Raw genomic sequence first — 16,724 nt, 5'->3', positions numbered from 1 at the left:
GAGGAGGCCGCCCACGGCCGTCGCCCCGCGCCCTGAGGAGGCCGCCCACGGCCGTCGCCCCGCGCCCTGAGGAGGCCGCCCGCGGCCGTCGCCCCGGTCCCTGAGGAGGCCGCCCGCGGCCGTCTCGAAGGGTCAGCGCACCTCGAGGATGCGGTGCTCCTTGATCGACATGACGAGCGCGATGATCCAGCCGATGACGGTCCAGCCGAGGAGCAGGTTGACCCAGAAGACCGACCACGCGTTGCGGTTGCCGCGCACCGCCGCGATGGCCCACGGGAGCATGTAGCCGGCGGTGACGATGGCGACGATGATCGCCACCGGGGCGCTGACGACTCGGGTCTTCTGGTCGGTGACGATGCGTGCCATGGCCCCAGCCTAGGGTCAGAGCCTGATCGTGCCCTCCACGAGCGTGGTGACAGCACCGCCGACGCGGACCTCACCGTCGTCGTCGGCGGTCAGTGACAGCACACCCGCCCGACCGATGCACACGCCCTGGGTGACGGTCCAGCGGCGCGGGACCTCCCCTTCGCCCGCGAGCCACTGGGCGATGCCGGCGTTGAGGCTGCCGGTCACCGGGTCCTCACCGACGCCGAGACCGGGGACGAAGGCCCGTGTCTCGTAGAGGTGTTCGCCGCCGTCCTCGTGCCACCCGATGACGCCGACCTTGGCGTCGGGTGCCTGCGTCCAGTCCGGCTCGAGGGCCCGCACCTGCTCGGCCGAGCGCAGCCGCAGCGCGGCCCAGCCCGGCCCGTTGTCGACCCACTGGTGTGCGACGACGTCGGCGCGCGAGATCCCGAGGGCCGCGACGAGCGGGTCGAGGTCCGCGTTGTCGAGCGGCCCGGTCCGCATCAGCGGCGGCGCGGTGAAGGCCAGCTCGCTCCCGGAGCGGTGGACGTCGACGAGACCCGCGCCGCACTCCTGGACGACGCGGTCGCTCTGCCGTGGGGTGCCGCCGTGGGCCAGCCAGGCGTGCGCGGTCCCGAGCGTCGGGTGACCGGCGAAGGGGAGCTCGCCGCCGGGGGTCATGATGCGCACCCGGTAGTCGGCCTCGGGCGTCGTCGGCGGCAGGACGAAGGTCGTCTCGGACAGGTTGGTCCAGCGCGCGACGTCCTGCATCGCTGCGTCGTCGACGCCCTCTGCGTCGAGGATGACGGCGAGCGGGTTGCCGGCGTACGGCCGGGTCCCGAAGACGTCGACCTGGGTGAAGGCACGGGAACGGGGCATCGCAGTCCTCTCGTCGGGGTGCCCCATCCTCCCCGGCCGGGCGGTGCTCGACATCATGGGGGCATGAGCGCCGACCCCGTGTACCTCGACCACAACGCGACGACGCCGGTCGCCCGCGAGGTCGCCGAGGCGGTGTGGCCGCACCTCACCGGGGACTTCGGCAACCCGTCGAGCGCCTCGGTGCAGGGTCGGCGGGCACGGGCGGCGGTCGACCACGCTCGCGAGCAGGTCGCGGCACTCGTCGGCGCCGAACCGGACGAGATCGTCTTCACCTCGGGTGGGACAGAGGCCAACAACATCGCGATCCGGGGCGCCGCTCGGCACCTCGCGACCCGGGTGGCCGTCACGTCGTGCGTCGAGCACCCCGCGACGGCCGCGCCCCTGGCGCACCTGCGCGACCACCACGGCTGGCAGGTGCACGAGCTGCCGGTGGACGACGAGTGCCGGGTCGTCCTGGACGAGATCCCCTCTGCCGCAGTCGGTCTCGGCACGCTGATCCTCGCGCACAACGAGACCGGCGCGCTCCAGCCCGTGCCCGACTTCGCCGAGCGGGTCCACCGGCTGGGTGGTCTGGTCCACGCCGACGCGGCCCAGGCAGTCGGCAAGATCCCGGTCGACGTCGACGATCTCGGGGTCGACCTACTCTCGATCGCGGGACACAAGCTCTATGGACCGAAGGGGGTCGGTGCCCTCTACGTGCGGCGCGGCACCCGCGTCGCGCCGGTCGTCCTCGGTGCCGGGCAGGAAGGTGGCCTGCGCCCGGGGACCGAAAATGTCGCGCTCATCGTCGGTCTCGGTGTCGCCGCCGAGATCGCCGCGAGCCTGCTCGCCACCGAGGCCGAGCGACAGTTTGCCCTGCGGGAGACGTTGTGGGACAGGCTCGCCCGCGCGGTGCCGGGACTGGTGCGGGTGTCGCCCGAGCAGGGCTGTCTGCCCAACACCCTCATGGTCGCCCTGCCGGGCCGCGTCGGTGCGCACGTCCTCGAGGCAGTCGGCGACGTATCAGCCTCGACCGGCAGCGCCTGCCACGCGGGCGTGCACTCCCCCAACGCCGCCCTGCTCGCCATGGGACTCGACGCCGACACCGCGCTCGGTGCGCTCCGCCTCTCCCTCGGCCGGTCGACGCGCATTGCGGACGTCGAGTCCGCGGCCACCGCACTGGCCCGGGGACTCGGCGGATGAGCGCGCCCGCATGGCTTGGCCCGGTGGTGCGGTCCTACCGCATGACGCCGGCCCCCTTCGACATCGCGGTCGCGGTCGTCGTCAGCTTCGCCCCCTGTGCGGCTCTCCTCTCCGAGGGCGGCCGGGAACGGTGGGCCTGGGCCGGCTTCGGGACCCTCGTCGTCGGCACGCTGGCCGTCGCGTGGATCGTGTGGTCGACCTCCTCGACGCTCCACCTGCACGCCCACGGCGTCGCCCTCCGCCGGATCGGGGAGCGCCACGACATCCCCTACGGCTCGATCCACCCCGCGTCGATCGCCACCTACAGCGACATCTCGGGTGTGGTGTCGGTCGTGGGGCGTGTGGTGCCGCACGCCTGGCACATCCACCCGACGTCGACCGGGGCCATCTCCTTCGTCGGTCCGTCGCCGGGCGCCGTCCGTGGGCCTGGGTTCACCCCGCCTCCAGCTCCGGGTGACGGCTTCGTCCTCTTCGCCTCACGCCACGCGGAGGAGATCGCGCAGGAGCTGCGGGTGGCCCTCGTCGCCCACGGGGTGCCCCAGCACCTGGCCTGGTGGTCGGCGTCAGCGGGACCGCGCGAGCCGGGCGGTCTCGTCAGCGCGGCGCGCGACGAGATGCCCGGCTACCGGGCCGACTGGCGTCCCTGAGCGACCGTCAGCCGCCACAGCGACGTGACCTCGGCGCGCCGCGCAGCGTGCAGGGCGTCCTTGGCATCACTCGCCCGCTGGTGTCGGGGCACTGTCTCGAGCCGGTCGACGACCTCGAGCCCCGCGTCGTCGATGAGCCCGAGCAGCTCCTCCCGGGCACGCAGACCGAGGTGCTCGGCGAGGTCGGAGATGATCAGCCAGCCCTCGCCGCCCGGCTCGAGGTGGTCCGGCAGCCCGGCGAGAAATCGTCGCAGCATGTCCGAGCCGGGGTCGTAGATGCCTGCCTCGAGGGTGGAGGTCGGTTCGCCGGGCAGCCACGGTGGGTTGCACACGACGAGGTCGGCCCGACCGTCCGGGTAGAGGTCGGCCTCGAGCGCCTCGACCCGGTCGGCGGCCCCCAGCCGCTGGGCGTTGTCGCGGGCACAGGCGACGGCTCGGGGGTTGATGTCGGTGGCGACGACCCGCTCCACGCCCCGCTGCGCCAGCACGACGGCGAGCACACCGGTGCCGGTCCCGAGGTCGAAGGCGGTGCGCGGGACCGGTTGCGCCAAAGGCGCATTGGCCACGAGGTCGATGTACTCGCCGCGGACCGGGGAGAAGACGCCGTAGGCCGGGTGAATGCTCGCCCCGAGCGCGGGGACGTACACCCCCTTCGTCTGCCACTGGTGGGCACCGATGACGCCGAGGAGCTCGCTGAGGGCGACCACCACGGGGCCTGACCCCGGGCCGTAGGCGGCCAGGCAGGCCTCGCGCACGTCTGGGGCCCGTCGCAGGTCGAGGGACCGATCAGGCCCCAGCTCGACGACGAGGTGCGCCATGAGGGTGGCCCGCTGGGTGCGCTCGGCCCGGTGCCCGGCGAAGGTCACCTCGCCCCGCTGCCGTCGCGACGCGCGGCGCTCGATGCGGCGGTCCATGGCCTTCAGCAGCTGGCGGGCGTTGTGGTAGTCACCGCGCCAGAGGATCGCGGTACCGCGGGAGGCGAGCCGCATCGCCGCGTCGGCGGTCATGGTGTCGTCGGCGACGACGACCCGCCCCGGGACGGGCGCCCCGCTCTCGGAGTGCCACTCGGCCTCGTGGTCACGGTCGCGCTCGACCCAGCGGATGGTCTCCATGGTGCGGCGAGTCTACGGTCGGGACCTCACATCCGGCGGGGCCGGCGCGACTACCGTGCGATGACGATGAAGATTCCCTTCGAGCAGGCCGTCGAGCAGCACGGTGAGACCGTGCTGCGGGTCTGCCGCGCCGTCCTCGGGCCCGGCCCGGACGCCGACGACGCGTGGTCCGAGACCTTCGTGGCCGCGCTCACCGCCTGGCCGGACCTGCCCGAGGAGACCAATGTCGAGGCCTGGCTGGTGCGCGTCTCGCAGCGCAAGGCGATCGACGTCACGAGGGCGCGTGCCAGGCACGCCGTGCTTACCGACCGGCTCCCCGAGCGGGTGTCGCGGCGGGGCGACCCCGGTGACGACGCGCACCGCGTGTGGTCGTCCGTGGCGGCCCTGCCGGAGCGGCAGCGCCTGGCGGTCGCCTACCACTACCTCGGGGGCCTGCCGCACGCCGAGACGGCCGAGATCATCGGCGGCACGCCGGAGGCCGTGCGCCGGGCCGCCTCCGACGGCATCAGGAGCCTGAGACGACAGCACTCCGGCGAGGACGCGACAGGAGCACCACGATGAACCCCACGACCTTCCCCATCGAGCCCGGCGCCATGGCCGACCTGCGCGCGCGCCTGGCCGAGCGTGCCGACGAGCTGACCCTGCTCGACATCGCCTACCGCACGATCGACTCCCCCGTCGGCCCGCTGCTGCTGGCCGCCACCGAGACGGGCCTCGTCCGCGTCGCCTTCGAGCGCGAGGGCTTTGACACGGTGCTCGAGTCGCTCGCGACCCGGGTCAGCCCCCGGGTGCTACAGGCGCCGCGACGGCTGGACACGGCCGCTGCCGAGCTCGACGAGTACTTCGCCGGCACGCGACGGGCCTTCGACCTGCCCTTGGACCTCACGCTCTCCTCAGGCTTCCGCCAGGTGGTGCAGCGCTACCTGCCGCACATCGGCTACGGGCACACGCAGACCTACACGGAGGTCGCCGAGACCGTGGGCAGCCCCCGGGCGGTTCGTGCTGTAGGCACGGCCTGCGCGACCAACCCGCTGCCGGTCGTCGTGCCCTGCCACCGGGTGTTGCGCACCGACGGCAGCATGGGCGGCTACCTCGGCGGTCTCGACGCCAAGCGGACCCTGCTGGAGCTGGAGGGCGCGGCATGAGCGCGACTGACGACCCGGGCGTCGTCGTCGGCGACGACGGTCTGGCCCGCCCGGTCTGGGCGAGCGTCGACCCGATGATGCGCGAGTACTACGACACCGAGTGGGGCATGCCCGTCCGCGACGAGCAGGGTATGTACGAGCGGATCAGCCTCGAGGCCTTCCAGGCCGGCCTGTCGTGGGCGACGATCCTGCGCAAGCGTCCGGCCTTCCGGTCGGCCTTCGACGGCTTCGCCCCGGACGTCGTCGCCCGCTACGGGGACGACGACGTCGAGCGGCTCATGGCCGACGCGGGCATCGTGCGCAACCGCGCCAAGATTCACGCCACCATCACCAACGCCCAGGCGACCATCCGGCTGCGGGACAAGGGCGGGCTCGCCCCCTTCGTCTGGTCCTTCCAGCCCTCGGAGACACCGACCCCGCGGACCTTCGACGAAGTCCCGACGAAGTCCGCCGAGTCGCTCGCGCTGTCCAAGGCGCTGCGCACGGAGGGCTTTGCCTTCGTGGGGCCGACGACGATGTACGCGCTGATGGAGGCGGTCGGGATCGTCGACACCCACCTGCTCGGATCGCACCGGCGTGGCACCTCGGGGGTCTGGTCCGGGTGAGGCGCGGGCACGACGAAGGCCCGAGACCTGCTGGTGCGGGTCTCGGGCCTTCGGGGTGGTGGACCTCCGTAGCAGCTTCTCAAACCCCCGGAAGCCGCTCGGATCGCTGATTTCCCGTGTTCTACGAGGTTCTGGGGCTCGTCGGCCGCGCGCTCGGGGTGCTCGGATGACCGATGAGCGCGGTCCCATGCGTGAGAATTCTCGGCAGTCTCAAACCCGTTTGAGCGTCTCCAATAGAGCCGAGCTGATCGCCGGGTACGCCGATGGGGTGCCCGTGCGGGAGCTGGCGACGCGATTCAACGTGCACCGCGGCACCGTGCGGGAGATAGCTCGGCAGGCGGGCTTGGCAGCGCGTCGCCCGGAGTTGCCCGACGCGATCCGACAGGACGCCGCTCAGCTCTATGCGGGTGGGATGACGCTCGCTCAGGTCGCCGCGCGACTCGGAGTCAGCCATGAGTCCGTGCGCTCGGCGGTGATCGCGTGCGGCGGGACGATCCGTGCCGGCGGTCGTCGCCGGGTCACCGCCTGAGCATGCCCGTGATGCTCGCCGAGGCGGTGGCGGAAGGTCGGCGCGTCGATGCGATCACCGCCCAGGGCATCGGAACCAGCGCAAGTGGACTGGCGACCCGGCTGGAAGGTCGGGCCGCCGAGGCTGGCCCTAGGGTTAGAGCGTGTCAACCGTCTACTACTCAGCGCGAACTGAGGAGTGGACCGTCCGTGGTGAGGAACGTCGTGCAGGCATCAGTGGGCAACTTGTCCTGACCAAGCAAGACCTGCCTCACCTCCGGGCGGTGGACTTGAAGGCCGCGCTCGTGGCGCACGCGAAGAACTACCGCAGCGACGAGAGTGAAGCTGATGTCTCTGAACTGCACGAAGACCATTTCGATGCAGATCTTGGCGGTGGACAAGTTGGGTTCGAGCTACGCCAAGGCGCGCTGCTTGTGAGCGTTCTCTACTTCGGTGCGTGGCCCAGCGATGGCGAGGAAGAGAATCCTCTGCATTCCGTCAGCCGTCTAGTTGCGCCCTTTCTCGATCACGTGGGCGCATCCTTGCATTCAGTTGAGATCGAAGACGGCTGGTCCGGCCCGGAGGTGCTCGCGGTTCGGCTACGCCTCCGGATACCGTGGCGCGGCCGTACCCTCGACTACTTATTCGCAGTCGGTGAGGATGTCCTACAACTATGCGATGCGTTTGGGGCGGCGGAGATTACTCGCGACTCGGTGGCCGACTTGGTTCGTGGTGGGTGTGCTGGACTCCTTGTCGGGCAGGCTGAGGGTCATTGGCTCGATGCGAAGTCGGAGGAGTATGACCTAACTTCCACCCGAGGAAAGATCAGCCTTGCGCAAGCTGTTGCGCGGTTCGCCAACGCCGAAGAGGGCGGTCTGATCGTGGTGGGAGCAAAGGCTAAGAAGATTCCCGATGGTGAAGTGATCCGCGAGGTTCGCGGCATCGTACCTCGCCATAGCGACACCCGAGCCCGCTATCTTCGCGTGCTAGACCACCACCTCTATCCGCCTGCGCTCGGGATCAGGATTGACCTAATCCCTGCCGAAGGTAAGCGCGCACTGATTGCGATCGACATTCCGCCGCAGCCTGAGGAACAGAAGCCATTCCTTGTGCATGGAGCAATTACTGCCGAGGGTGAGACCGAGGGTGCATTTATTAGCATCGTTCAGCGTCGCGGCGAAGGAAGCATCCCGATCACGGCACCGATGATCCACTCCACGCTCGCGGCCGGTCGGGCACTTCTACGTGGACAAACCACGCACAAGGGTGACCGACCACGCGTCGAGGAATCCGATTAGCGCGGTTGTCGCCTCACGATGGTCGTCAGCCAGACCTCTGGTTCTGCGGCGTACCTCACCGCGCTCGACCGTTGGCCACCCTGTCCACGAGAGGACGCCTCCTGATGCCATCGGCCTCGGCGGTCGAACGGATCTCATCCCAGCGGGCGACGGCCTCGCGGAGGCGGGCACGGATCAGCAGAGCGACGCTGATCGGCCCGATCCAAAGCATCTTGAGCATGTTCCAGATCGCCCACAGCACGACCAGGTGGAGCCATCCGGGGGCACCTTCCTCAATGAGTTGGACACAGACGTTGGCGATCAGCAGGTACGGGATTGCGAGCAGCATCGCCGGCACGCCCCACTTCAAGCCGCGGCGGCGGGTGCGGATCGAATCCAGCAGGATGTTGGTGGGCATGTAGCGCCGCATGAAGTAGCGGGTGTAGACGCTCGCGGCCCAGATAAGGCGGATCATGGCTTTCGTTCCTCTCCATCGCACAGCGCATCTGGCGAGGCAGTGCGTTGGAGAGTGACCCAGAGGGTCTGCCGTGACCGGCGCGTTGCAGAGGAGAAATCTGCCTCAGGATCGAGTCTACGCCTGATCGCGCTTGGTTCTCCACCCATTGGTGGCGGCGCGTGCGGGCGGGCTACGGTGCCTTCGTTCGGGCGACCCGTGGCGACGTGCTACTCGGGGTCAGTGACCGGTACGCGGGCCACGGCGACGCTGAACCCCATGGTGACGAGTTGCCGGCCTTGCTGCATCAGGTTCAGCTTGCTGAAGAACGGGAGCCAGTCGCGTCCCTCGCGAGTCGAGTTCGCGATCACGGCGTACGTGACGCGGTACCGCGACCTGTCCACCGTCTCGTCGGCTCTTGGCACGAGGCGGAGCCACGCCTCGCGTGAGTCCGCCGCGACCTCATCTTCGATGAGCTGGCGGACTTGGGTTCGGAACACGCCGTCATTGATGAAGGTGGAGGCGGAGACGCCTCCTTGCGCGAAGAGGTGGCTCAGTGTTGCGGAGCGGGACTTCCGCTTGACGTGGATCAGGTCACCCTGGTCGGAGAGGACGTCACAGAACTCGATACCGCTGCTGGCACCGCCGGGTCTTTTGATGCGGGCGTCCAGTTTGAGTAGGTGCTCCGGTGAGGTCTCCGCCAGGCGGGCGTTGTAGTCGGCTTCGATCTCGCCTGCGCGTGCCGCTGGAAGGGCTACCCGCGTGTCCGGCAGTCCGGCAGCAAACGCGTCTACTTCCTCGACGAGCGTGGAGCTGACAGCGAACCAGCGTCCTTCGATGAGCACGTGGAGACGGTCATCGAGTCGTTGTTCGGTCACGATGCACTGATAGAGGTTCCACCGCTTGTCGAAGTTGCCGGAGCGTCCGAACCGGACCGAAACGGACCTTGACTTGAGATTCTCCAGTGTGGTCGTGGTGCGCTCATCGCCGAGGCGACGCAGATAGTCATCGAGGTCCAAGTCTTCGTAGACGTGGCTGCGGGTTCCACCAATCTTGAATCCGTCGATGTCCTCCCAGTCGATCGCCTCTGGCATGGCGAGGTGGGTCGATCCAGTCGCTCCAGTCCGCAACTGTTCTACAAGAAGGTCGTTGAGCGCGTCGATGGTGGCGTTGTCTCGTACGAGCGCGAGTTGATCGATCCAGCCGAAGTCCGACTTGTACGCGTCTGCGGTGAATGCGGTCAAGAGGTCGTCGCAGATGGCGGGGAGTTCCGATGCCGTCGTCTTGACGCCCATGACCAGTGAGTCTGCTCCGGCGATTCTCTTGGAGAACGTCTGGTCGCGGGGCTCGCCGGTCACTGCGCGCAGGATGTCTCGGGAGATGTCCACGCCGAAGGTCGGTAGCTCAGCGCTCTTGCTCGCTTGCGTGTTGGTTGACACGACCAGGTCCTCGAACGTCTTGGTGTCGAGACTCCGAATCTGACGAGGGTCGATGCGGTTGAGCGCGACACGGAGACCGAATTGATACTCGATCTTCGAAAGGTCGAGCAGCGAGCGCCCGTACCCGAAGGTCAGCGCGAAGATGCGGTCACTCGTCCGGAGGATCAGCAGCGCCGAGGTGGAGGCCGAGCGAATGCCGCTGAGTTGATCTGTGAGTAGCGGTTGCACGAAACCGACCCAGGCCGGTACCGACGAGTGAGGCTCGACGTAGAGGAAGCGGCCGTCGATACCGGTCGATGGGTCGACTTCAACGGTCACACTGGCCTTGTCCGGGTCCAGGGCGTCGTCGAAGTCAGTGATGTCCTCCCGGAGGAGGTAGAAGGTGAGTCGTCTCGACTTCATGATGATCCTGTCGACGGTGACGGGTGTCCGCGGAGCCAGATTGGCCGTCAGACTCCACGGACGGGTACCCCTGTCACCCCTTGGAGGATTTCGGGTCGTTGCCGGGGGCGATCGTGTCCTGTGCGCGGATGGTTCCCTTCTTGGAGCGGACCTGAAGCTCGCCGCCTCCATCGTTGCCCAGGATGGCGCGCGCTCGCCCGATGCCGTCGGCCTGGGTTTGGGTGACCGCGCTTGCCCGCGCGGCACCTGGCTTCCGGACTTCCCAGTCGCCGTCGTCGCGTTGCTGCACCACACGCTTGTTGGGCTTTCCCATGGTGTTCCTCTCCTTCTTCTGCATGAACTCGTGCGGTAGTGCCGAGTTCGGGTCGTCGGGCTGATTCGGCACAAGTGTCAGTTTCGGCTGGGGATCGTCGATGTCTGCCAGGCGTCGTACGTGGCGCGGGGTCATCTGTAGGTCGGCTGCGATCTCGGCTAGGTTCACGCCTGCGCCATCGAGAAGATCGATCGCTGACTTCAGTAGCTCGGGACGTTCACCGGGAAAGTCACGGATGGGCATCGGCCGCCGCGGGAGGCTGTTAAGCGTGATGTAGGCGCGGCGAACCGTGGACTCGGAGAGTAGATCAAGCTCACGGGATCGGTAGAGCAGAGATGCCACCGAGACGCCCCATCGCTGGCTGATTTGTTCGTAACGGTTGAAGTTGATCCGCTTCGGTAGCTCGTTGGCGATCACGTCGCGCGGGGTCAGGAACTCGGCAGCGAACATGTCCGCTTGACGCTCCAACTGGCTGTCAGTCCCCTGGCGGCCGTGATGCAACACGATGTGTCCTAGTTCGTGCGCTGCTGAAAAGCGGTGCCGCATCACGTCGTTCGCCTTGTCAGGTGTGAGCACGATCATCGGGCGCGGGAGCGCCGTTGTCGAGAACGCGTCGATGCGGCTCTTCTCGTCCAAGCTGTCGTCCTGCTTCATGGAGAAGAAGACCGTCAGGATTCCGTGCTGTTCGATCTGATAGACGAGGTGCCGGATGGGTTCGCTCCCCAAAGACCAGTGCCGCCGAACGGCCTGTGCCGCACTCACGGGGTCCGGGACATCGGCCGAGTCGGCGCTGGCCCACTCAGGAAGGTCGACTTCCGGGAACTCGACGCTCTCTTCGAGATAGCACGCGAGTTCCCATGCCTGCTCGACGTAGGCAGTGGCCTGCTGTTGTTGAGCGACGCTGGTAGAACGAAGACGACGGAAGGACGCCTCGGCGATATCGACCTGGGCGCGAGGGCGCCCAAGGGCGAAGAATCCCGGCGGTACGCGGAGCGCGTCGGCCAGTGCGGTTACGGTTTCGGCGCGGGGGCGGACCTCGCCGCGTTCGTATTGTCCGATCGCAGCGGCGGAGACGCCGACCTTGCGGTGGAGTTCTGTCTTGGACATCTTGTTGATGCGTCGTGCCTGGGTGAGTCGGGCAGGATCGAACAGTCTCGCGACGCCCGCCGGGTCTGCGGACTGGCTACGGGGGTCGCCCATTGTTAGCTGTCCTCCTTTTCGGTCGGGCGCGGGCGGAGCTTCACGGTGGTGCGGGGGCGATCACCGTCGGCGAAACCGCCGACAGGTGCCAGCACGGCTGCGGGCTCCTCGCCCGCAACGGGCACCTGATAGGTGAGGCGTTCGGGGTCGGTGAACTCCAGGTAGCGGCCGTTCAGCCGTGCGGGAGCGAAGTAGATCGTGCCGACGCCCTGGGGCGAGCTGCTGTAGTAGGGCACGAACAGCGTTGCGCGTGTGTCACCCTCGCTGAGGAGGGTGAGCGCGTCGTCGAGTCGAGCGGGCTGCTCGGTACCGGGAGTCTCGTCAAGCTCGAACAGTCCGGCGTCGACGTACTTGGTGTTGCTGGTCTGCTCCAAGAGTTCGCGACGCGACTCCGGGAGGTAGTTGAGTCTGATGCGGCGATGGTTGCGAGGCATCTGCTTGCCCACCCGCAGCGGGAAGATCAAGGCATCGCCGAGGAAGGTCAGCGTGCGGCGACTCCTGGGTACCTGCATCTCGCTGTAGGAGGAGAGGTTCGCGAGAAGAGGACGGAGTTCCTTCTGTACGCCACGGGACATGCCGGCGCCATACACGTCTTGGTCCCCGTCGGGATCGTCGTACTCCGTGTGGGCTCTGGCGGAACGCTCCTGGCTCCTCTGGATCGCATGCGGAACCTGGCGTCGGATCGCGGATAGTTCCTCTGCCGTGAACTCGCCGCACCAGTCCTGGCGGTCGTGCTGCCCAGTCATGGGACTCCTCTCGATGGTGAGTCGAGACTACCTCGAACTTCAGCCAGGATCGTGAATCCGTCATTTTGGCGTGTCGCGGGATAGACGGATCGTTCGGAGGAGTGAGAGCCTTGGACGTCCCGCGGTCAGTCCACTCCAGACCTGACCCATCAGGTCGCCGCTGGTAACCCGACCCCGCGAACCCGGCATGTGGCTCCACGGCACGGCCGCCGGCAGGGCTCGCCGGCGCGACGAGGCGGTTCACTCATCAACGATCCGCCCGAAAGTCCGTTACATCGTCGGACCTACGGGGTCCCTGTCCGCCGCTGCTCATGGAGCAGAACCGGACGCACTCAAAGACGTGACCGCCTGCCCTTGTTCCACTGCGACCCGAGCACGGACGTGGTCGATCTTCTGCACGGTACTCTCCGGCATCGGGCCCAGAGGCGAGTCTTCGGTGATGCCGTAACAGTCGCGATAGGCAGCGACGGTGCGGGCATGGCGTCGCCAGGTCGCTACCTTGCGCGGGTCTCGCGGTGCGCTGCCGAGCGCCATGATCCACGACTCGTTGTCTGCTGTCGCAGCGTCGAGGGTTGCGTCGGCGCGGGCCTCGACCAGTTCGCGTCGCTCGTCGAGCGCGGGGCGCATGTCGTCGGTCATCGGGCCATCGGCGGACGCCATGAGTCCGGTGATCAGCTGTGGCGCCTTGCGTGTGCGACCCGAGCCAGCCAGGCGCGCGGTGGCACGCGCGACCAGATAGTGCAGCACCGAGGCGATGTCGTCAGCATCGGCGAACACACGAGCGGGAGCAGGGTGTCGAGGTCGTGATGATTGGTATCCACTCGGCGCAGTTTCGCGGTGAACGCTCCGAACGCCTCCGACTCGACGGCGGTCCGCCTGTTCCGCGGTCAGGCTGGAGGATCGAATCAGGGTGGCCAACGGGTCTCGTTCGGCAGCGGCAGCAATCGTCTCGTACTCGGCGGCGAGTTGGGCGATCGCGCCCCATGCTCGTGTTCGGCGGTGATGGTCTCGTGCGCGGACAGCTCGGCACCGACGTGCTGGAGCACACCGAAGACCACGGACCGGCCGGTGGCGTCGGCGTTGTCGCCCGGATGCGGATGGCGTGCTCGTCAGACGGGCGCTCATCTGTTGCCCAACGCTAGCCGTGAGGTCCGACACGGCCGACGGTGTCCCGCCCAATGCGATGCATGCCAGGTCTGTGGTGACGCAATCAGATGCGCTTCGGCGGCGACGCTGACGTTCAATGGCCGGCGGCGACGTCCTCGAATGGATCGCGCGGACCGACGACGCTGGCTGAAGCAAGTCGATCCGGTGCCGCCAATCCCGAGCTCTCAGCGGGTTGCTCGTCTTCGTCCTCGTCGTTGGACGCACGGTCGTTGATGTGTTCTTCTGCGCGGTCACAGAGCCGGAGAATGTCCGGGCGTTCGGGGAAGGAGCTTCGGATGGCGGCGACGTAGTCGCGCGGAGTTTGGTAGAGTTCCTCCTTGGTCATGTCGCTGACGATCGAGTCGACAAGGACGTCGATACGCTTCTCCAGCTCTGGCAGCACTTCCTCTTCCACTCGTCTACGCAGGTCCGCGCGCTCATCTTCTGTGAAGAGCCCGGCGAGGGACGAGTCTGCCCAGGCGGGGTCGAGGTCGTCGATGCTGTACTCGACAATCCGCTCGACCGCTGTCCGGCGTACGTCTTCGGGCAACGCCGCAGCTTCGTTGAGTCGGCTCAGGAGAGCGGGCTCCCACATCGCATCCACCATCATCCCGAACTCCGCCATGCCGGGCAGCGCGTCCTCGTGAGCATCCGCCCACATACGCAGGAACTCATCTGAGCACCGTGTCTGTAGGAACCACGCCCGAGGGCCTCTCGACCATTCCCTCCGTTCGGGGACGGGTACGCGCGGGACAACCAGCGGGTACATGGCGGGTGGGACCTGGACCAGCGTCCCCCGCTGGTTCGGGCCGCCGCAGTCAAGTTGGGCGACAAGCTCATCGACCGTCATGCCTTCGAGATAGACCGACAGCGTGGAAATGTCACGGGCAACGGACGCAGCGAAGCCTTCTCTGATCGTCGGGTGATGGAAGCGCCAGACGGTGTTTCCGTCCGCTCTCACGCCCTGGGACAGGAACGTGCCTTCGATGGCAGAGAAGGCGCGGGCGGTCTCGGCGACCGTCGTGCCCAGGGCTGTCACCGCCGCAGTCAGCCGTTCGTCTGGCTCGAACGGCGCCACGAGTTCTCCGCCCGAGAGGTAAACTGCTGCGAGTGCGGCGCGCTGCGCAGGGTCGAGGCCGTCGAGCACATCAACCAGAAACTCGCTCGGGTGCTCGAAATACGACACCAGCGCGGCTTCGCCCCGTAGCCCGGAGGCCGGCACGAAGTCCTGCAGGGACAGGCGGCGCGCCACCTCTGGCTGGAATCGAGTAGCAGCCGCTACTGCACGTAGGTGCGGTCGCCACTCGTCCAGCACCGCTGCAGGCTGATCGCCTGCCTTCAAGTGGTTGTAGAGTATCTGCTCTCTCTCGGAGATGCTCAGGTCGGTGATGTCGATCACGACCTGCTGCTCTCGCAGCCGAGGGAAGGCGTACTCCTTCATCCTCGGGCGGGCTTCCCGGTAGATGTAGTCGCGGCTCGTCATCAGCACCCGAGCGCCGTGGCCGACGGCTGCCATGACCTCCGGCATCCGTCGCACCCAGGCATCGGTTAGGTGCGGTTCGTGACGGATGCTGCCGAAGGCATCGTCGACCCAGAACATCTGTCGGGGGTCGTCAGGGTTCCAGTGCGCGAGGAGCTCATCCGGGCCGTCGACGCGCATCACGTCGCACTGCCAGTTGTCGAGCGCGGTCATGCAGAGCATCGCGGCGATGGTCGACTTCCCGCTGGCAGGTTCGCCGAGGAGCAACACGAACCCGCGATCGGTGATGGCATCGCTAGCGCCCCGGTAGGCGCCGGTAGGGACGAACGTTTCCAGTTCTCGGGTCAGGCTTGTTAGAAGCGCGCGGGCTTGCCGCATCCTGCGTTCGTCCAGGATGGTCGTAAGGTCGCCGAGCCCGTAAACGCGCGGTACGTAGCGACGTAGGTTCCAGTTCTTCTCGATCTGCGTGCAGATCCAGGTCCCGGGAAGAATCGCTGCAACCTGAGGACCGCGTTTGCGCACTTCTTCGGCGAACCAAGCCTGTGTCCGGCCGGTGACGCGCAGGTTCGTCAACACCAAGTAGCCGTCGCATAGACCACGGGCGTGCAGCGCCTCGATCTTGGCGAGTTCGTCCTCAAGGTCTGACGGCGCCAGCGTGCCTGACGGCTCGACACTGAACTTGCATTGCACGACGACAGGCATCGCTGTCGTGGCGAAGTCTTCGAGTTCCGTGACTGGCTTTTCTCCAGTTGCCGCCCAGAGGCCATGAAAGGCGCCATCTTGACCGGCGTCGTTCGTGTCCGCGAACGCAGTGAAGGCCTGCCCCAGAGTCTCCTGTAGGACGACAGCGCAGAGGTCCTGGAACGCTCGCCAGCCGAGCTTGTGGAGGTCGTAGTCAGGCCCAGGCATCGATGCTGATCTAACCAGAACTTGACCGCCTCCGAAGTGACGTTCGGGAACGATGCGGCGTCAAGCCAGCCCCGGAAGGGGCGTCGGGAGAGCCTTCACCACGCGTAGAAGGCTCTCGACACTCTCACGCAGATCCTCGTCTGAGAGCACGTTGTTGGGGTTCTCCGGGTGGTGGATCATGTTGCGGACGGCCGTGGGGAGCGTCGTCGTTTCTGGCGTCACGGTGCCGTCCGAGTTGGCCTTCGAGTAGGCGGTCATCTTGGGTAATCCGTTGCCTGCGAGCCAGGCATCGAACCCCTTCACAGTCGTCTTGCCGGCGTGATCCTGGAGGCGCCCGTACAACCTGGTGTGGTCGATGACGTAGGTCTGTCGGTCGATGTCAGTCAGATCCTCGAGCGCAACCCATCCGCTCTCGACCAAGTCTTGGTGGTGCCATCGAAGCGGGAGCGGGCCGCTTGCAGCGCGATCGGCGAGCGCTCGGAGGGTGATGGCGAAGTCGAGGCTTGCGATGAAGTCTTCGAGTCCTGCGTCATCCGTGTCCCAGGTTGCGAGCAGGCTTCTGACGTAGGAACGGAAGTCCCAGATGAACGTCTTCATGTCCGCTGGTGTCAGCGTGCCGAAGTCGATGCTGGTGAGAGCGCTGCGGAAGTCTTCGAACGAGAGCTGAAGATCGGCTGTCCGATTCCATCGTCTGACTGCGGCGTCGAACTTGGTTCTCGTCTCCTGGAGAGAGTAGCCGAGGTGACGAAGTCGGAAGCCAGTCTCATTCAGGGTGGTCTGGAATCCGGGCTTCGTCTCAACAGCGTCGTTCGCGTAGCGATACTCGATGTCGGTGAGGCTCCCAGGGGGAAAGAGCCAGTGGTGACTCTTCCAGTAGCGGTTCTTGCCATAGTCGATGTCGACGCCGTTGAGCGACAACGTGATCTCCGTACCCAC

Annotated in this window: 17 protein-coding genes; 7 read left to right on the top strand and 10 right to left on the bottom strand. The window is 67.2% G+C overall.

Annotated features, from left to right (window positions below; genetic code table 11):
* Window positions 1-132: 132 nt before the first annotated feature.
* Window positions 133-366, bottom strand: coding sequence for a superinfection immunity protein (locus NYE39_RS01915; protein ID WP_068316049.1), 234 nt, complete (start codon window positions 364-366; stop codon window positions 133-135).
* Between the two features lie 15 nt (window positions 367-381).
* Entirely contained in the window at window positions 382-1,224 is an 843-nt protein-coding gene (locus NYE39_RS01910) for a PhzF family phenazine biosynthesis protein (protein WP_341011718.1), read from the bottom strand.
* A gap of 63 nt (window positions 1,225-1,287) precedes the next feature.
* Here NYE39_RS01910 and NYE39_RS01905 point away from each other — a divergent pair, with 63 nt between their 5' ends.
* Together NYE39_RS01905 and NYE39_RS01900 are read left to right on the top strand one after the other, a co-directional pair.
* Window positions 1,288-2,406, top strand: a complete 1,119-nt coding sequence (locus NYE39_RS01905) for a cysteine desulfurase family protein (protein WP_341011717.1) — start codon at window positions 1,288-1,290, stop codon at window positions 2,404-2,406.
* Window positions 2,403-3,053, top strand: a complete 651-nt coding sequence (locus NYE39_RS01900) for a hypothetical protein (RefSeq protein WP_341011716.1) — start codon at window positions 2,403-2,405, stop codon at window positions 3,051-3,053. The genes NYE39_RS01905 and NYE39_RS01900 overlap by 4 nt, the downstream gene beginning before the upstream one ends.
* On the opposite strand, the gene NYE39_RS01895 is transcribed toward NYE39_RS01900, so the two are convergent.
* Entirely contained in the window at window positions 3,029-4,165 is a 1,137-nt protein-coding gene (locus NYE39_RS01895) for a class I SAM-dependent methyltransferase (RefSeq protein ID WP_341011715.1), read from the bottom strand. The two genes, NYE39_RS01900 and NYE39_RS01895, sit on opposite strands and share 25 nt — an antisense overlap.
* Window positions 4,166-4,231: 66 nt before the next feature.
* Here NYE39_RS01895 and NYE39_RS01890 point away from each other — a divergent pair, with 66 nt between their 5' ends.
* From NYE39_RS01890 to NYE39_RS01870, 5 genes are all read left to right on the top strand, one after another.
* Entirely contained in the window at window positions 4,232-4,726 is a 495-nt protein-coding gene (locus NYE39_RS01890) for an RNA polymerase sigma factor (RefSeq protein WP_341011714.1), read from the top strand.
* Entirely contained in the window at window positions 4,723-5,310 is a 588-nt protein-coding gene (locus NYE39_RS01885) for a methylated-DNA--[protein]-cysteine S-methyltransferase (protein WP_341011713.1), read from the top strand. Before NYE39_RS01890 ends, NYE39_RS01885 begins: the two co-directional genes overlap by 4 nt.
* Entirely contained in the window at window positions 5,307-5,915 is a 609-nt protein-coding gene (locus tag NYE39_RS01880) for a DNA-3-methyladenine glycosylase I (RefSeq protein WP_341011712.1), read from the top strand. Before NYE39_RS01885 ends, NYE39_RS01880 begins: the two co-directional genes overlap by 4 nt.
* A gap of 166 nt (window positions 5,916-6,081) precedes the next feature.
* On the top strand, window positions 6,082-6,444 hold the full coding sequence (locus NYE39_RS01875) for a helix-turn-helix domain-containing protein (RefSeq protein WP_341011711.1): 363 nt from the start codon (window positions 6,082-6,084) through the stop codon (window positions 6,442-6,444).
* Between the two features lie 142 nt (window positions 6,445-6,586).
* The gene (locus tag NYE39_RS01870; protein WP_341011710.1) at window positions 6,587-7,720 is read left to right on the top strand and encodes a hypothetical protein; all 1,134 of its coding nucleotides are present in this window, start codon (window positions 6,587-6,589) and stop codon (window positions 7,718-7,720) included.
* 55 nt (window positions 7,721-7,775) lie between these two features.
* On the opposite strand, the gene NYE39_RS01865 is transcribed toward NYE39_RS01870, so the two are convergent.
* From NYE39_RS01865 to NYE39_RS01835, 7 genes are all read right to left on the bottom strand, one after another.
* A complete protein-coding gene (locus tag NYE39_RS01865) occupies window positions 7,776-8,174 on the bottom strand; it encodes a hypothetical protein (RefSeq protein ID WP_077347062.1) in 399 nt (132 codons plus the stop codon).
* 209 nt (window positions 8,175-8,383) lie between these two features.
* Window positions 8,384-9,994, bottom strand: coding sequence for a DUF6119 family protein (locus tag NYE39_RS01860; protein WP_161490096.1), 1,611 nt, complete (start codon window positions 9,992-9,994; stop codon window positions 8,384-8,386).
* 73 nt (window positions 9,995-10,067) lie between these two features.
* The gene (locus NYE39_RS01855; RefSeq protein WP_077347066.1) at window positions 10,068-11,507 is read right to left on the bottom strand and encodes an ImmA/IrrE family metallo-endopeptidase; all 1,440 of its coding nucleotides are present in this window, start codon (window positions 11,505-11,507) and stop codon (window positions 10,068-10,070) included.
* A 2-nt stretch (window positions 11,508-11,509) separates the two neighbouring features.
* The gene (locus NYE39_RS01850; protein ID WP_077347068.1) at window positions 11,510-12,253 is read right to left on the bottom strand and encodes a hypothetical protein; all 744 of its coding nucleotides are present in this window, start codon (window positions 12,251-12,253) and stop codon (window positions 11,510-11,512) included.
* Between the two features lie 309 nt (window positions 12,254-12,562).
* Window positions 12,563-13,030 carry a hypothetical protein gene (locus NYE39_RS17250; protein ID WP_077347070.1) on the bottom strand — a complete coding sequence of 156 codons (468 nt, stop codon included), beginning with the start codon at window positions 13,028-13,030 and terminating at the stop codon, window positions 12,563-12,565.
* A gap of 463 nt (window positions 13,031-13,493) precedes the next feature.
* On the bottom strand, window positions 13,494-15,788 hold the full coding sequence (locus NYE39_RS01840) for an nSTAND3 domain-containing NTPase (protein WP_341011709.1): 2,295 nt from the start codon (window positions 15,786-15,788) through the stop codon (window positions 13,494-13,496).
* Between the two features lie 60 nt (window positions 15,789-15,848).
* Window positions 15,849-16,724, bottom strand: coding sequence for a HEPN/Toprim-associated domain-containing protein (locus NYE39_RS01835; protein WP_077347072.1), 876 nt, complete (start codon window positions 16,722-16,724; stop codon window positions 15,849-15,851).

This window comes from Janibacter sp. FSL W8-0316, assembly GCF_038004165.1.
GTDB classification, from domain to species: domain Bacteria; phylum Actinomycetota; class Actinomycetes; order Actinomycetales; family Dermatophilaceae; genus Janibacter; species Janibacter indicus.
This window is presented reverse-complemented; position numbering and strand designations above follow the sequence as displayed.

Bases quoted from the DNA above. Each gene is read 5' to 3' on its own strand.
- NYE39_RS01915 (WP_068316049.1), bottom strand. From the start codon at position 366: ATGGCACGCATCGTCACCGACCAGAAGACCCGAGTCGTCAGCGCCCCG.
- NYE39_RS01910 (WP_341011718.1), bottom strand. From the start codon at position 1,224: ATGCCCCGTTCCCGTGCCTTCACCCAGGTCGACGTCTTCGGGACCCGG.
- NYE39_RS01905 (WP_341011717.1), top strand. From the start codon at position 1,288: ATGAGCGCCGACCCCGTGTACCTCGACCACAACGCGACGACGCCGGTC.
- NYE39_RS01900 (WP_341011716.1), top strand. From the start codon at position 2,403: ATGAGCGCGCCCGCATGGCTTGGCCCGGTGGTGCGGTCCTACCGCATG.
- NYE39_RS01895 (WP_341011715.1), bottom strand. From the start codon at position 4,165: ATGGAGACCATCCGCTGGGTCGAGCGCGACCGTGACCACGAGGCCGAG.
- NYE39_RS01890 (WP_341011714.1), top strand. From the start codon at position 4,232: ATGAAGATTCCCTTCGAGCAGGCCGTCGAGCAGCACGGTGAGACCGTG.
- NYE39_RS01885 (WP_341011713.1), top strand. From the start codon at position 4,723: ATGAACCCCACGACCTTCCCCATCGAGCCCGGCGCCATGGCCGACCTG.
- NYE39_RS01880 (WP_341011712.1), top strand. From the start codon at position 5,307: ATGAGCGCGACTGACGACCCGGGCGTCGTCGTCGGCGACGACGGTCTG.
- NYE39_RS01875 (WP_341011711.1), top strand. From the start codon at position 6,082: ATGACCGATGAGCGCGGTCCCATGCGTGAGAATTCTCGGCAGTCTCAA.
- NYE39_RS01865 (WP_077347062.1), bottom strand. From the start codon at position 8,174: ATGATCCGCCTTATCTGGGCCGCGAGCGTCTACACCCGCTACTTCATG.
- NYE39_RS01860 (WP_161490096.1), bottom strand. From the start codon at position 9,994: ATGAAGTCGAGACGACTCACCTTCTACCTCCTCCGGGAGGACATCACT.
- NYE39_RS01855 (WP_077347066.1), bottom strand. From the start codon at position 11,507: ATGGGCGACCCCCGTAGCCAGTCCGCAGACCCGGCGGGCGTCGCGAGA.
- NYE39_RS01850 (WP_077347068.1), bottom strand. From the start codon at position 12,253: ATGACTGGGCAGCACGACCGCCAGGACTGGTGCGGCGAGTTCACGGCA.
- NYE39_RS01840 (WP_341011709.1), bottom strand. From the start codon at position 15,788: ATGCCTGGGCCTGACTACGACCTCCACAAGCTCGGCTGGCGAGCGTTC.